We start from the raw sequence: 14561 nt of genomic DNA, 5'->3' as shown, positions 1-14561 counted from the left end.
TATTTCGATGCAGCCATTCTGCGACTTTTACTGGCACAATAAAAGTAGCGAACCCCGTTGACCGGATATACGAATTTGTATGGCAGACAACATTGGTTGGGAACTGTATCGCACGCTGCTTGCGGTGCTGCAAGAGGGCTCACTGTCAGGCGCTGCGCGCGCGCTCGGCATCACGCAGCCCACGGCGGGCCGTCATATCGAAGCGCTCGAACGCGCGCTGAAAGTATCTCTATTCACGCGCTCACAAACGGGTTTGCAGCCCACCGACATCGCCCTCGCCCTGCGCCCGCACGCGGAGACGATGCAGAGCACGGCGGCATCACTGGAGCGCGCGGCGAGAAGCGACGCTGCCCAGGTGCAAGGCGCGGTGCGCGTGGCGGCGAGCGAGGTCGTCGGCGCGGAAGTGCTGCCGCCTATCATTGCGGCGCTTCGCGAGCGCTATCCGCAGCTTGTCGTCGAGCTGGTGCTGTCCAACCGCGTGGAAGATCTGCTCAAGCGCGAGGCCGATGTCGCCGTGCGCATGATGCGGCCGAAGCAGACGCAGCTCGTCGCGCGGCGCATCGGCAACATCGAACTCGGCCTGCATGCGCGGCGCGATTACCTCGCGAAACACGGAACGCCGCGCAACGCCGCCGCACTGTGGCAGCACGCGATCATCGGGTACGACAGGCCGAGCGCGTTCGTTCGCGATGCCAGCAAGGCCTTTCCAGGGTATTCGCGTGCGGGTCTGTCGATCCGCACGGACAACGACCTCGCGCAGCTCGCACTGATTCGCGCGGGTGCCGGCATCGGTGTCTGTCAGGTCGCGCTTGCCCGTCGTGACAAGTCGCTGGTTCGCGTGCTGCCGAAGCTCGTCGCGCTACGCCTCGATACGTGGGTGACCATGCACGAGGATCTGCGCAACAGTCCGCGTTGCCGCGCGACGTTCGATGCGCTCGTCGAAGGACTCATGGGCTATGTGCAATAACGGGGATTGTCGGCGCGCATGTGTGCCCACGCTGCGCGCGGTTCGGGCATTGCGTCGCAACATCGAAAATCCGATAAAGGCACGCACATCCAGGGAAAACCCGTCTTGCCTGACAACCCCAACGACTCGCCGCTGAACGCTCGCGCAACGAGTGGCCGATTTCGTTGATGCCTTTGCCGAAAGCGAGGAGACTTGGACCTCGCCGTGAAATAACGCTGCGGTATGCTGTTTCTCATGAAGAAACTTATACTCTCCGCGACAGGCGCCGTAGCTTCAATGCTTCCGTTGAGGCTGCGGCATGTTATGGCGAAGTCCCTGTTAGAGGATAGCTCGCTCACGCGGGAGTATGGCTATCTCTACCTGTCGAGCCTTTCGCGCAAGCTCAACGTTGTCCGCTTCTCCGCCGCGGGACAGTACGGCACGATGGTTAGCAGCTCCAACGATTTGAGCATTCTGAGAAAATACGCGGAGACCGGCCGCTGGGCACCCGAACTCGCGGAGAAGTTAAAGACATTCTTTGGCGAATCCGGCGGGACTTACCTCGACATCGGCGCGAACATCGGCATGACGACCATTCCGATTGCGCAATGCAACGAGCGCGTGAAGTGCTACGCGTTCGAGCCCGAACCGGCCAACTATCGCAATCTGCTGCGCAACATTGCTGAGAACTGCCCGTCATCCAATATAGAGACGTTTCAACTCGCGCTGCACGAACGCGAAGAAGTACTGCCCTTTGAAATTGCCGACGGCAATCTGGGCGATCATCGCCTTCACATTGAAACCGGTCTCCCGGCAAAACAGAATGAAAAGAGTCGGCAGATCATCGAGGTGCGCTGTGTCAGGCTGGACGATCTGCCAATTCATCTGACCGGCCCCGTCTTTGCCAAAATCGATACGCAGGGCGCTGAGCCTTACGTCTTCGCGGGCGGCAGCAAAACGCTTGCAGAGGCCGATGCGATTCTCGTCGAATGGTCGCCGTATCATATGGCGCGGCTAGGCGGCAATCCGGACATCGTGCTCACGTTTCTCGAAGACCACTTCAGTCACGGCCGGATTGAAGAAACCGACGCGAAAGCGGGCAAGCACGGCCCGACTGAATCGATGAAAACGATCACAACTCGCTTGCGCGGCACGATCACGCAGTGGCGCGACGATCCGCTGAATTACGTGGACATCTACGCCACGAAGTCGCCGTCGATCGGTGGCTAGCTAGCAGGCGCCCGCGCAAAAACCTCACTCCGTTACCGGCTTTTCCACCGCAGCCGCCTGTCCGCCGACGGTCTCCAGATAGTGTCCGTAACGCCGGCAGCAGGTTTTCCAGCCGAACTCGTCGAGTGCCTTGCGATGACTCGCATTGTTGGCATACGTCTGCCACGACTCGTTGACCGAGCGCAGGATTGCAGGCAGTTCGCTGGCGTCGTTAAAGAGAATGACGTTGTCGAACTTCCTTGCTGCCCATTTCATGAACGGCGTCGAGCGCGCGATCAAAACCGGCACGAGTCCGATAGCCTCGAAGAACGCGCCGCTGACCAGCATCGAGTCGGCCGAGTGCGGGAGAATCAGCACATCGCTGTCGGCGATGCTTTGCGCAAACTCGGCGTCGGAGAGAAAGCGCGATTCAAGGCGCACCGCGTCTCGCAACGATCTTCTATCGATGATCTCGTTCAGCGTGGCAAGGTAAGCGTCGGTGGCGTGCCCCGCTATATGCAACTTGCAATCGGGCGGCCAGACGTCGAGCACCGCATCGATCTGCTTATACGGACGGATCACGCCGAGCATCGTATAGAGCGGCGCCGATCTTTCCGGCCTTGCATTGTGCGGCTGATGACCGGGCGAGTCCCAATACAGCGGATGAGGCAAATACTGGGCGCGGTACTGCTCCTGAAAGTCCGGCGCGTGCACCACACGGAAATCCGCAAGACGGCGCACGAATGCAATGATCCGCATCGACAGGCGCCTGTTGAATCCCTCCGTATCGTGCACTGCCTGGTCGTGCACGAAGTACACAACCTTGGCTCGCCCAAGCAGCATCAGAGAACAATAGAAAGCAAAAAGCAGTGAGCCGCCGAAGCTCAGTTGCGCAGTGCCTTTCTGTCGCCTGAACGGCCTGTACTCGAGCCAATGGAATACGAGAACATTTTCCGGCTTGAACAGATCGGTAAAGCCGCCCTTTAACAAGCCCTTGATGGACAACGGAGCAACATCGTAGCCGACCGACCTGTACAGATCTTTTTGAATCTCTATATAGCGGTTGGTCGGATTCGTAAAAGGACACATCAGCACGCGTTGCCGCAGCCGTTTCGTTTCATCGTTTCCGTGCGCGCTGCTGGCGTCGTGAGAAATCTGCGACATTCGACAATCTCCGGTCAGAGTGCACTCGCGGAACAATAAGCGCGAACGTAATTCCGACGTCTTGAATTCCCGTCGTTATGAACGCTTCCAGTGAATATCGAGTGATTTAATCAGTATGTTCAGTCCAGCTTAGCATGCAAAAAACGGCATTGTGTGGCCGCAATCACCTGAAAACGCGCCAATTTGCGCCCGCGCCGCCGATTCGATGTCCGAAAGTGCGGACCGAAGACCCGCACGCCAGGTCACCTCGGATAGCCCGCAGCCGCTCCGAAAATCCGCGCGCGGCGAAAGCGGAAAAAACGACTTGCTCCTCTTGGGGTCAAAGCGCAAATAATGCAGGGCGACCAGTCCCCATACATCAGGCGAAAGCGTAATTTTTTCGGGTGAGAAGCGTTGATCGGAAACGATCCTGCTTTCTGGCGGAATACAGCTATTTTTCATTTTGAGCCGCAGCGCTTCCGGGTAAGATCTACCCCGTTCGCAGTAACCGTCCGAAAAAATTACGCGGTCGGCTTGATCCCCGGACAAACGTTTGCGCGAGTGCGCCGTACTCACATTCGGCCGCGCGCGGCGACGTCGGTTGATTTCCTCCGTTGATTGAACCGTTGGCGCACGCGTCGTGCCCGAGCGTTCCCTGCTCGTGCGCACGTTCATTCCGGCGGCTTTAACTGGTTGGATAAAACAACCAGCATAGCGCATTAAAAGCACTCAGATTTCCTGGACGATCAGTAGTGCCAATAAAAATAACGTTTCGAGTTTCGCAATAAGCAATTAACCAACATAAGAACACATTTTTATCTTTATTCGGGGACTTTCTCGATAGTGGAATAACTCATAATGTTGAAACGACGGCAGTTTATTGGTGCGCTGGGCGCATTCGGCGGAAGCGTGATTTTGAGCGCCTGCGGTGGTGGCGGCGCTGAAGATGCGGGTGCAACTACTTCGACTTCTGGCGCCAGCGCGCAAAAGACGAGCGCGACCGCAAAGAGCGCTTCTCCGAACGGCGCGGCTATGCCGCCGGCCACGTCGCTGATCGACGGCACGGGCGCGACCTGGACGCTTTCCGGCGGCGTCGCCTATCGCAATGGCGCAAAGGCCGGGAACAACTACAACGTGGTTCTCGCCATGTGCTTCAACGGCAACATCTACGTTGAAAACACGAGCGCGCAGTACTATCAGTGGACCGGCTCGACGTGGCAGGCTTCGAGCGACCCGCGCCTCGGCACGACTTCGCCGGACGGCACCACGATGCCGTCCGCATCCAGCATCATCGACAAGACCGGCGCGGTGTGGACGCTCACCAATGGCGTCATCTCGAGAAACGGCGCCGTGGTGGGCAACAACTACGCCGTGTCGCTCGTGCTGTGGTACGGCGGCAAGATCTATTGCCGCAATACGAGCGGACAGTTCTACGCCAATGCGGAAGTCGCCTCTCAATGGCTGCCGTGCAACGATCCGCGCACTCCCATCGCGGCGAGCGCGGGCAGCTTCTTCGGCATGAACGGTCACTTCGATTACACGTACACGCCCGCACAGGTCGTGTCGATCCTGAAGGGCCTGGGTTGTACCAGCTACCGCGTCGGCTGCACGGCGGACCCTGCTCAACTGAATGCCGTGGTCAAGCTCGCGCAGGCCTTCCAGTCGGCCGGCATGACGCTGCTCGTTTTGCTCGATCTTGGTCTTCGCGACAGCAGCGGCAGGCTTCTGGCCGGAGAATCCGCCGCATATAACGCCACTTATGGACCCGCCTTCACGATCGCCAATACGCTGAAGCAATACGGCGTGACGTTCTATGAATGCGGCAACGAATTGACCCGCGACAGGGCCATCATCATCGATTCGACGAATGCAGGGACCAAGGCGCTCGACTTCAACAATGCGAACTGGCCGGTGATGCGTGGCGCGATGCGCGGCATGATCGACGGCGTGAAGGCCGCACAGCCCGGCGCTAAATGCGGCGTGAACTTCTGCGTCGCGGATGTCGGTGCGTCGGATGCGCTGTGGGACGGCATGCAACCGGACGGCAGCGGCGGCTATCCGAAGGTGCGTTGGGACATCACGACGTGGCACAACTACGAAGTCTACGGCGACATCTTCAACATCGGAACCGATGGCGCCGGTCCCGGCTTCAATTTGCCTGCCTACTGCAAAGCCAGATACGGTGTGCCGTTCTTCATCACCGAGTGGAATACGGGCCCCGAACAGGCGCAGTCGTATCGCGCGAGTTACATCACTTCGCAACTGGGTTCGTTCTACGCGGCGCGCAAGACGCACAACATTCAGGCCGTCATGTACTACGTGCTCGATAGCGGCAACAACACGTTCGGCATTATGACGAATGGGACCGCGTTGAATCCGCCGTATGGTGCGTTCACCGCTTTCACGTCGAGCCACGTGGATAGCTGATACGGCGAAATCGTCGCATCCATACTGCAAAGCTGGCCTTCCCGCTGCACTCCGGCGGGAGGCTATTTTTTTGCTTGAAACTGAGCGCAGATCAGCGTCGGCACACGCGGCCCATGCATACCGGCACGCGACGCAGGTATGCTTACTGCTCCATTGCGGCAGTAGACCGCAATGCGTCACAGCCTGTCGCTAGAGAACACGGAGAAACGCCATGCGCCTTGATGATGAAGTGGAAAGCCAGAACGTCGAAGACCGGCGAGGCGGCGGTATGCGGGTAGGCGGCGGCATCGGCATCGGGACGATCGTCATCGCGCTGGCCGCGTCGTATTTCTTCGGCATTAATCCGCTGACGATCATCAACGGCGCGCAGGTGCTGCAAGGCAATGCGCCGCAGGCCAATGCACCGACCAACGCGCGCCCCGCCGACGATGCCGGCAGCCACTTCGTGCGCCGCGTGCTCGGCAACACAGAACGTACATGGCAGCACATTTTCCGCACGCAGTTCAATCAGGATTATCCGGCGCCCAAGCTCGTGCTGTTCAGCGACGCCACACCGACGGCGTGCGGCACGGGCCAGTCGGCGATGGGTCCGTTCTACTGTCCGCCCGACAGCACCGTCTACATCGACCTGTCGTTCTATCGCGAGTTGCGCGACCGCTTCGGCGCAAGCGGCGACTTCGCACAAGCCTATGTGATCGCGCATGAAGTCGGGCATCACATCCAGAAGGTGCTCGGCATCTCCGACAAGTACGAGGCCGCGCGTGCACGCATGTCGCAAGCGCGGGGCAATGCGCTGTCCGTGCGCCTCGAATTGCAGGCCGATTGTTTTGCGGGCGTATGGGCCGCGGTCGCACAGCAGATGAACGCGAAGCTGATGGAGCCGGGCGACTTCGAGCAAGGGCTGAATGCTGCCGGCGCGATCGGCGACGACCGGTTGCAGCGGCAATCGCAAGGACGCGTGGTGCCCGAAGCATTCACGCACGGCACGAGCGAGCAGCGGCAACGGTGGCTCAGGCGCGGCATGACGAGCGGCGACATTCGCCAATGCGATACCTTCTCGGCGCAATCGCTATGAGTTTGAGCACCGGCTAACCAGGAAATACCCGTCGGTGCTATCCCTACAAACAAAAAACTAACATTACATTTCACTTTCGACTATAAAGGCAAGGCACGCGGTGAACAGCCTTGTCTCACTGCCTGCCCTCAGCCCGCCGGCCTTGCCGGCGGGCTTTTTTTGACTCTTTCGAATGAGTCGGCAGCATTCCTTCGTTTTCCTTTCTTATCACAAAAGACGTCGTCAGAACGTCGGGTTTCTTTCGCTTGACTTACTTGATATATCACATACTGTATTGATTCGACCACCGACTTCAAGACGCGTTAAAGACGTCCAACGGTTGTCCGCGGAGCGTGGCGCCCGCAATCACAAGACAAGCATGTCAAAGGAGACAGCGATGGAAACGGATCACCAGAAGGGAGCGTCGTGGGTAGCGTCACCGTGGGTGCAACTCGTGTTCGGCGTCATCTGTATGGCGATGATTGCGAACATGCAGTACGGCTGGACTTTGTTCGTCAATCCGATCAACGAAAAATACCAATGGGGCCGTGCCGCGATTCAGGTCGCGTTCACGATCTTCGTCGTGACCGAAACATGGCTCGTGCCGGTTGAAGGCTATCTCGTCGACAAATACGGGCCGCGTCCGGTGGTCGTCGGAGGCGGCCTGCTGTGCGCGATCGCGTGGGCGCTCAACTCGGTCGCCGGGTCACTGCCCGTGCTTTACATTGCCGCGGCGATCGGCGGCGTGGGCGCGGGCGCGGTCTACGGCACTTGCGTCGGCAACGCGCTGAAGTGGTTTCCAAACCGCCGCGGCCTCGCTGCGGGGATCACCGCCGCGGGCTTCGGCGCGGGATCGGCGGCGACCGTCATTCCGATTTCGAACATGATCAAAAGCAGCGGCTATGAAGCGACTTTCCTGTGGTTCGGTCTCGGCCAGGGAATCATTGTAGTCGCGCTCGGGCTTGCGCTGCTCGCGCCGCCGGCCAGTCTGCTCGCGTCGGCGAAGAGCGCCCTCAAGCGCGTCGTCTATAACGCGACGCCGCGCGAAGTGGTGAGCTCGCCAATATTCTGGGTGATGTACCTGATGTTCGTGATGATGGCCGCAGGCGGTCTGATGGCGACCGCGCAACTCGGGCCGATTGCAAAAGACTTCGGCCTGCACGATTCGCCCGTTTCGTTGCTCGGCCTGACCCTGCCGGCGCTGACGTTTGCATTGACGATCGACCGCGTATTGAACGGTCTGACGCGGCCGTTCTTCGGCTGGATCTCGGATCGCATCGGCCGCGAAAACACGATGTTTCTTGCGTTCGCGATCGAAGCGGTCGGCATTCTCGCGCTGTCGAAATACGGGCAGAGTCCGGTCGCGTTCGTCGTGCTGACCGGCATCGTGTTCTTTGCATGGGGCGAAATTTACAGCCTGTTCCCCGCGACCTGCGGCGATACGTACGGCCCGAAATTCGCCGCCACCAACGCAGGGCTGTTGTACACCGCGAAGGGCACGGCCGCATTGCTGGTGCCGTTCACGAGCGTGATCACCGCGGCAACCGGCAACTGGCATGCGGTCTTCATGCTTGCATCGGGCATGGCGGCCGCAGCCGCGCTGCTCGCGCTATTCGTGCTCAAGCCGATGCGCCGCGCGCATGCCGCGCGGCACGCGAGCCCTGCGACGGAAAGCGTTTATAGCGGCGGCTCATTGATCAGCGAATCGGCGCGTGTGTCTGCCGATGGCGGTTGACGGAAGTTGTATCGAACGCACGGGCGGCATCGCGCGCGTCGGTAACGGCGCGCGCCGCCGCTCTTGGCCCAAGTTTCTGGCCCAAGCTTCTGGCCCAATAAAGTCGACGGAAGCTGGCTCTTCAGGATTGACCCGTTTCGGCGCACACTGCGTGCACGAACTCAACGGAGCAATCATGTACGTCCCAGCCCATTTCAACGAAGCACGCAAAGACGTGCTGCACACGCTCATCGCGCAGAATCCGTTCGGCACGCTGATTACTCACGGCGCGAACGGCCTCGACGCGAATCACATTCCGTTCGAGTTGGCATCCAACGAAGGTGAGTTCGGCGTGCTGCACGCTCACGTGGCGCGCAATAACCCGCTTTGGCAGGACGTGGCCAATGGCGACGAAACGCTGGTCGTGTTCCGCGCCGGCGACGCGTATGTTTCGCCGACCTGGTATCCGAGCAAGCACGAAGCGCACAGACAGGTGCCGACATGGAACTACGTCGTCGTGCACGCGCATGGGCGCATCACGATTCGCGACGATGAAAAGTACGTGCGCGGCGTCGTGGCGCGCCTCACGCGTACGCATGAAGCAGGCGAAACGCAGCCGTGGAAGATGGGTGACGCGCCGGCCGAATACATCGACGCAATGCTCAAAGCGATTGTCGGCGTGGAGATCAAGATCACGCGGCTCATCGGCAAGAGCAAGCTCAGCCAGAACAAGGACGCGCGCGATATTCAGGGCGCCGGAGAAACATTGAAGGCACGCGAGAACCGGATCGGCGATCAGATGCTCGCGTGCCTTGCAGAGAAGCCATAACGCTGCCTGCGTGGCGGCACCCTCCGGACACTTGCTTGATTCCGGAGGGGCGTCGGCAGGTTATTACACGAGCGCTTATTGCCCCGTGTAGCCGAGCGGAACCGTCGAGTTGTTCTTCGCCACGGTCGCGTTGCTGGACACAATGTACTGCGGCACTTCGGTAAGGGTCAGCGTCACTGAACCGTTGCTATACGGAACCGTGCTGACGTTCCCGTATCCATCGATCTTCGTCACGTTGCCCGACGTGCCGGCATTGTCGACCTGCAGCGTATAGCTCGTCGAATACGTCTGGCTGTACACGCCGCCGCTCGTCGGCCATTGCGCATTGCTGTGCGCCCACGCGGCCGTCACCACCTTGCCGTTGCCCAGCTGCTGGAACGCGTACGCGAACGTACCTGACGGCGCGCCCTTCACACGGCCCAGCGTATTGGTGCCGTCGAGAACGCGCGTCATCGTCGCAAACGCCATTGCCTCGGGTTTCGGCGAGAGGTTCGTCGCGCCGAATGCACCCTGCGCGTTGTTCAGATCGAAGAAAGAGCCGTATCCGACTTCGCCCGGATAGTCGGGACCGTAAAAGAGCGTGGTCACTTGCGCGCCGCCGCCGAGCACGATGATGTGCGAGCGCACGCCGACTGCCGCATGAGCAAACAACTGGTTTTGCGACGGCACGTTCGGGCCATAACTGAGGCCCGGATCGTAGCTCGTGCCCGCTTCCGTGAAGAAGAGCTTCATGTTGGGCTTGCCCGCCTGCATCACCGAACGCAGTTGCGCCATCTGATTGTCGAGCGCATTGGCCTGGTTCGCGGCATCCGGATCGGCGTCCTGCAACTCGGGCGGATGTGCCGGATACGTGCCCGCATTCCAGTAGCCGTGCGTCGACACCGCGTCGATGTAATTCCACAAGCCGAGCGCGCCGAACTTCTTCAGATAGCCGGTCGTGCAGGTATCGCAATTGGCGGCGAACGGGTTGCCCGTGCCCATCACGACCGCGTTCGGATCGGTCGAGTGGATGCCTTCGTAAGCGGCCTTGTACATAGCGACGAAGTTCGCGTCGCTGTCGGCCCAGCCGAGGCTCGGCTCCCACGTCACCTGGTAGTAGTTCTTCTGCTGATTCGGATAGTTTGCAGACCGGATCGAACTCGTGTTGGTCCCGACGCGCGCCATGAAGTCCTTGAACTCGGTCATGTTCGACGGCGCGTAATAGCTGTCGTTGAACTGGCCGGTCTTCGAATCCCATGCGGGCAGGCCGTCGAGACGCACGATACGCATCTGATCGGGATTGGCCTTATAGAAAGGATCGAGATCGTTCACGCTCGGCGTGTACGTGTACGGCCCGTTGGGTTCCATCGTCGATACCTGGCGGTCGTCGATCGTCCACGAAATGCCGAGCGCACGCAGCGCCGCGATGTTGCCGTTGAAGCCCTGCATGCCGAAGCGATGCTGGTCCTGATGCGCGTAGGCCACCGTGCCGATCGCCGAACTCAGGTCAGGCAGCACGCCGAAGGTTGCAATGCCAGTTGGCCGGGTGCCGCTTTTCGGCAGGGTGCCGCCCGCGGAGCGCAACGTTGCAGTCAGCGCGCCGTAGCCGGCCCACGTCGACTTGCACGACAGGGTGTTGGTCTGCACGCCTGAGCTAACCGGGAAGCTGCCCTGCGTCTTGATCGCGCCATTCGAATCCGCGACGGACCAGACGACCGTGTCGGCGCCCGGCGCGTTCGTCGTGATGGCGATCTTGAACGCGGCGTTGTTCGGGAAGACGCGCAGACCATCGCTGGTCGGCGTATCGGCGCTGATGATGCCGTTGGCGGTGCCGCCCGCGGTTTGGGCCGGCGTGCCGCAGGAGATCGCTGCGCTCGTTGCGACGGATTGCGTCGGTGTGGGGGTGGGGGTTGGGGTGGGGGTTGGTGTTGGCGCAGGTGCAGGTGCCGGAGCGGGCGCAGGCGTAGGTGCGGGTGCGGGCGTAGGTGCAGGCGCGGGTGTAGGTGCAGGCGCCGGTGCTGGCGCGGGTGCGGGTGCCGGTGCAGGCGCAGCGGCCGCCCGCATCCAGCAAGCCTTGTCATAGCCATACGCCGGATCAGTTGGCGAAACGGCGCCCATATAGCAACCCACGCCATTGCTGAACGTGCGGGGACTCGTCAGCATCGTCGACGGCGCATTGGGCGGCACCGCACCGAATACGACCGAAGCCGTGCCGAGGAACGAGCACTTGCCGTTCTCCTGCGCGCACAGCTTGTATTGCTGACCCGCGACGGTAACCGTGCTGGCTTGCGCTTGTGCGTTTTGCACACCAAAGGATGCCAGCGCCGTTGTCGCCGCGATCCCAATCAACCTCGAATATCTAACCATTGTCCCTGTCTTGCGAAGAAGAGTTATCCCCGAAAATGGAACGGCATCGGACTGGCCGTGCCGTCTTTGTCTTGTCGGATAAAAAGAAAAAGCGTCCCCCCGGACGCAATGCGGTCCGTCTGAACGTGTCAAACGCGGGACGAGCGAAGACCAGCGCGGCTATGTCTTACGCGCTCATTTAGAAAACAGGACCACCAGAACCGTTTGTCTTTCGTTGTGCTTCCAACCATTAGGATGGCTAACTGACAATGAAAGCCAGTTGTTTTCCCGTCATCGATCAATGCTGTTGGTTGGACACACCGTCTGTCACGCGCGACACACCCGGCGACAGACGTCAAGCGAGCGGTAAGAAGAACGCAGGCATGCTGGCCGGCGTCGTTGTTACCAGTACTGCGCGGCACCGCAAGGGCACCGGGATGGAAATCTTGCTGAGACTCACCGCGATCCGCGCGCCACAGGTAGTACTTACGGGTGCGCTGGCGGAAGAATTATAAACGTTTCAAAACTGCAACGAAGTGCGCTCACGGGCCGATAAGTAGCGATCCTGCCCCTGCTCCCGATGCTGAGGCCGGACTTTCGCAAATGCGCGGCTCTGCGAAAAGCCTGCCTCGCGATCGCGGCGAAAAGGTAAAACCTGTAATCGTCGGCGGATAGGCGAATTGGGGACGGCGATAGCGCGCCGCGCACGCCGCTTTCCGCCACTACTTCGCCGGTACATCGGCAATACTTCGCCACTGAGTGCCCGCGCGAACGCCGCGTGCCACGCATCGTTCTACTTGCACTATGCTTTTATGAAGGGCGTCAAACACATGCGAACCCCACGGCGCATGTCCTGATTGGACTGCACCATGGCGTTTTCGCGCGTTATGCAACGCACTGACCTCGCGCACCACAGTGGTACGCTGAGGAAAGCAGCCTTCGCGGCAGTGAACCGCCGTTTGTGCGGCGAGATCCACGCAACCAGAACGCACCGCGAAGCGCAATTGCCGGCGAACGGCTCAACATCGCTGCGGGAGCGACTGCGATGGGATACAAAACCTATACCTTGATGACCTTGATGGCGGTTAGCAACGCGGCCTTCGCGTGGCAGCCGGTCATCTATCCGATTCGAAGTCAAAGCGCGTATCAACGCAGCGTCGACAGCGCGATGTGTTACGCGACTGCAAACAAGCAAACCAAAGTCAACATGGCGCACGAAGCCCAGACGCCGCCGCCGAAGCCGGCTGGGACCAAAACATCGTCGACGGGCGCGCCATCGCGTCCGCCGTTGCCTCCCAGTACTTTTTCCGCGACGCCACCCGGCACCGCGATTCCCGACGGCATGGAGCCAGCAGCACCCACTGCGGCTTCCGCTGCGAAGCCCGGTACGGCAACGGCCGCCGCCGCAAGCAATGCGGCTTCCGCGACACCCGCGGCTCCGGCGAGCGAAGCGCCCAGCGCGACCGCGACGGCGACCGCGAATGCCGGGCACGCAGCATCAGCGACTGCGCCGGCGTCGGCATCGGCGGCAATCGCGGACAAAGGCGCCTCCGAGCCCGCTACCACGGCAAGCGCGCCGGGCGCCTCGCAACCCGGCATGGCCGCCTTGCCGCCTCTGCCCGCGCCCGAGCCGCCCATGACGCGCTACTGGGCCGCCTACGGCGCGTGCATGCAGGCGCGCGGTTACGTCGTCGCCCAGTAAGCGTCCGCTGCAAGCATGACTGGCGGTGGCCGCGCACCGGCTGCCGCAAGCGAATCCGACGCCCGCAACCTCGCCATCGATAACGACATGAATACAGACCAGATCAATACTTCGGGATGCGAACAATGTGGAGCACCGCTCGCCAACCGCATGATGCCTTGCGCGTCATGCCGTGCGCGCAGCACTCCTTCGTACGGTGCGATGGTGCCGACTCTGACCGTGCGGCTCAACGAAACTCGCCCGCTGCCGCCAAGGCGGCTTCCGGCTCGCAGAGTGTGGAGTCCGTCGCGTGCGCTGGCGAATCCGTATGCGACGATCGAAGAAGCGGTCGTGGTCCAGAGCGCTTATCGGCGACTGCGCGAGCCGCTCGTGCTTGCCGCGTCGGCGCTGGTCGTCGCGTCGGCGGTGTATGCGGGCTTCATACACAGTAGCGATGAGGGTGTCGAAGGGGAACCTGTCGCTGTGTCGGGTGCTGTTAAGAGACCGAGTGTCGTGCCGGCTATCGGAGCCGTCGAGCGCCCTACTCCGGTATCTTCAGTGCGTTCGGCTGCCGAAGTCGCTGCGCCGCGTGGAGAGCCGGCGCCCACGCCGTCGGTGGCAGTGGCGGCTGCATCGCCAAGGTCGTTGCCCGTGTCGTCGTCCACGGCATCGCGAGCACCAGCGTCGCCGTCCGCCTCGCCCTCACTCGCCGCGCGTCGCGCCGCGTCTGCGGCTCCAGTCGTGTCAACTGCCGCAACGCCCGCAGCTACGACCATAGCAATCGCCTCCGCACAACCGAAACCCGTCCCCAGCGCCCCGCCTCCGCTCACCGCGGAAGAAAAAGCACGCGCCGATCTGTCACGGCATCTGCGCGCCGCGCGCGCGAGCCTGCAGAACAACAATCTCTCGGCGACGAAGGTGCGCGTCGCCGCAGCCATGGTGGTGCAGCCTCAAAGCCGTGAAGCGCAGAACCTGCGCGCCGCCATCAACACGCGCGAACAGCAGCGCGACGCACTGCTGAGTCTCGCGCGCGGCTGCGGCTATATCGCGCGTTGGGACTGCGTGTCGCGCAATGCGGGCAGCGCGTTGGAGATCGATTCGAGCAGCAGGGAAGCGCGGCATCTCGTGACACTGGCGATGCAGGAGTCGGCGCTCGCAAGCGTGCAAGCGGTGGAATCCGAGCCGAGCCCTGCGCCCGATACACGCGACATCAACGCTCATCACTGAACGCGC

11 protein-coding genes are annotated in these 14561 nt (G+C 61.2%); 8 read left to right on the top strand and 3 right to left on the bottom strand.

Annotation, left to right across the window (positions count from 1 at the left end; translation table 11 throughout):
- The first annotated feature begins 79 nt into the window (after positions 1-79).
- Complete coding sequence (locus tag CUJ91_RS03150; RefSeq protein ID WP_006047780.1) at positions 80-967, top strand: LysR family transcriptional regulator; 888 nt, start codon at positions 80-82, stop codon at positions 965-967.
- Between the two features lie 222 nt (positions 968-1189).
- Positions 1190-2176, top strand: a complete 987-nt coding sequence (locus CUJ91_RS03145; protein WP_232292232.1) for an FkbM family methyltransferase — start codon at positions 1190-1192, stop codon at positions 2174-2176.
- A gap of 24 nt (positions 2177-2200) precedes the next feature.
- Here CUJ91_RS03145 and CUJ91_RS03140 read toward each other — a convergent pair whose 3' ends face one another.
- Positions 2201-3319 (bottom strand): glycosyltransferase family protein, encoded by a 1119-nt coding sequence (locus tag CUJ91_RS03140; protein WP_006047782.1) that lies wholly within the window; start codon positions 3317-3319, stop codon positions 2201-2203.
- 129 nt (positions 3320-3448) lie between these two features.
- Positions 3449-4018 carry a hypothetical protein gene (locus tag CUJ91_RS33955; protein ID WP_006047783.1) on the bottom strand — a complete coding sequence of 190 codons (570 nt, stop codon included), beginning with the start codon at positions 4016-4018 and terminating at the stop codon, positions 3449-3451.
- A 138-nt stretch (positions 4019-4156) separates the two neighbouring features.
- Here CUJ91_RS33955 and CUJ91_RS03135 point away from each other — a divergent pair, with 138 nt between their 5' ends.
- The 4 genes from CUJ91_RS03135 to CUJ91_RS03120 all read left to right on the top strand — a co-directional run bounded on the left by CUJ91_RS03135 (position 4157) and on the right by CUJ91_RS03120 (position 9322).
- Positions 4157-5725 (top strand): hypothetical protein, encoded by a 1569-nt coding sequence (locus CUJ91_RS03135; RefSeq protein ID WP_006047784.1) that lies wholly within the window; start codon positions 4157-4159, stop codon positions 5723-5725.
- 211 nt (positions 5726-5936) lie between these two features.
- A complete protein-coding gene (gene ypfJ, locus CUJ91_RS03130) occupies positions 5937-6800 on the top strand; it encodes a KPN_02809 family neutral zinc metallopeptidase (RefSeq protein ID WP_006047785.1) in 864 nt (287 codons plus the stop codon).
- Positions 6801-7176: 376 nt separating this feature from the next.
- Complete coding sequence (gene oxlT, locus CUJ91_RS03125) at positions 7177-8514, top strand: oxalate/formate MFS antiporter (protein WP_006047786.1); 1338 nt, start codon at positions 7177-7179, stop codon at positions 8512-8514.
- A 175-nt stretch (positions 8515-8689) separates the two neighbouring features.
- Positions 8690-9322 (top strand): FMN-binding negative transcriptional regulator, encoded by a 633-nt coding sequence (locus CUJ91_RS03120; RefSeq protein ID WP_006047787.1) that lies wholly within the window; start codon positions 8690-8692, stop codon positions 9320-9322.
- Between the two features lie 75 nt (positions 9323-9397).
- Here the strand turns inward: CUJ91_RS03120 and CUJ91_RS03115 are convergent, their stop codons facing one another.
- On the bottom strand, positions 9398-11668 hold the full coding sequence (locus CUJ91_RS03115; protein ID WP_006047788.1) for a glycoside hydrolase family protein: 2271 nt from the start codon (positions 11666-11668) through the stop codon (positions 9398-9400).
- Positions 11669-12692: 1024 nt separating this feature from the next.
- Between CUJ91_RS03115 and CUJ91_RS03110 the strand changes: the two genes are divergently transcribed.
- The gene (locus CUJ91_RS03110) at positions 12693-13349 is read left to right on the top strand and encodes a hypothetical protein (RefSeq protein WP_006047789.1); all 657 of its coding nucleotides are present in this window, start codon (positions 12693-12695) and stop codon (positions 13347-13349) included.
- 720 nt (positions 13350-14069) lie between these two features.
- On the top strand, positions 14070-14555 hold the full coding sequence (locus CUJ91_RS34675; protein WP_232292233.1) for a hypothetical protein: 486 nt from the start codon (positions 14070-14072) through the stop codon (positions 14553-14555).
- The last annotated feature ends 6 nt before the right edge of the window (positions 14556-14561 follow it).

Origin of the sequence: Paraburkholderia graminis (assembly GCF_003330785.1) — a bacterium.
In the GTDB taxonomy this organism is placed as follows: Bacteria; Pseudomonadota; Gammaproteobacteria; order Burkholderiales; family Burkholderiaceae; genus Paraburkholderia; species Paraburkholderia graminis.
The sequence above is the reverse complement of the archived record's forward strand: the minus strand, read 5'-3'. Positions and strand labels throughout refer to the sequence as shown.

What these genes read in the sequence shown, in the direction of transcription:
- CUJ91_RS03150 (WP_006047780.1), top strand. Translation starts at nt 80, where the DNA reads ATGGCAGACAACATTGGTTGGGAACTGTATCGCACGCTGCTTGCGGTG.
- CUJ91_RS03145 (WP_232292232.1), top strand. Translation starts at nt 1,190, where the DNA reads ATGCTGTTTCTCATGAAGAAACTTATACTCTCCGCGACAGGCGCCGTA.
- CUJ91_RS03140 (WP_006047782.1), bottom strand. Translation starts at nt 3,319, where the DNA reads ATGTCGCAGATTTCTCACGACGCCAGCAGCGCGCACGGAAACGATGAA.
- CUJ91_RS33955 (WP_006047783.1), bottom strand. Translation starts at nt 4,018, where the DNA reads ATGCGCTATGCTGGTTGTTTTATCCAACCAGTTAAAGCCGCCGGAATG.
- CUJ91_RS03135 (WP_006047784.1), top strand. Translation starts at nt 4,157, where the DNA reads ATGTTGAAACGACGGCAGTTTATTGGTGCGCTGGGCGCATTCGGCGGA.
- ypfJ (WP_006047785.1), top strand. Translation starts at nt 5,937, where the DNA reads ATGCGCCTTGATGATGAAGTGGAAAGCCAGAACGTCGAAGACCGGCGA.
- oxlT (WP_006047786.1), top strand. Translation starts at nt 7,177, where the DNA reads ATGGAAACGGATCACCAGAAGGGAGCGTCGTGGGTAGCGTCACCGTGG.
- CUJ91_RS03120 (WP_006047787.1), top strand. Translation starts at nt 8,690, where the DNA reads ATGTACGTCCCAGCCCATTTCAACGAAGCACGCAAAGACGTGCTGCAC.
- CUJ91_RS03115 (WP_006047788.1), bottom strand. Translation starts at nt 11,668, where the DNA reads ATGGTTAGATATTCGAGGTTGATTGGGATCGCGGCGACAACGGCGCTG.
- CUJ91_RS03110 (WP_006047789.1), top strand. Translation starts at nt 12,693, where the DNA reads ATGGGATACAAAACCTATACCTTGATGACCTTGATGGCGGTTAGCAAC.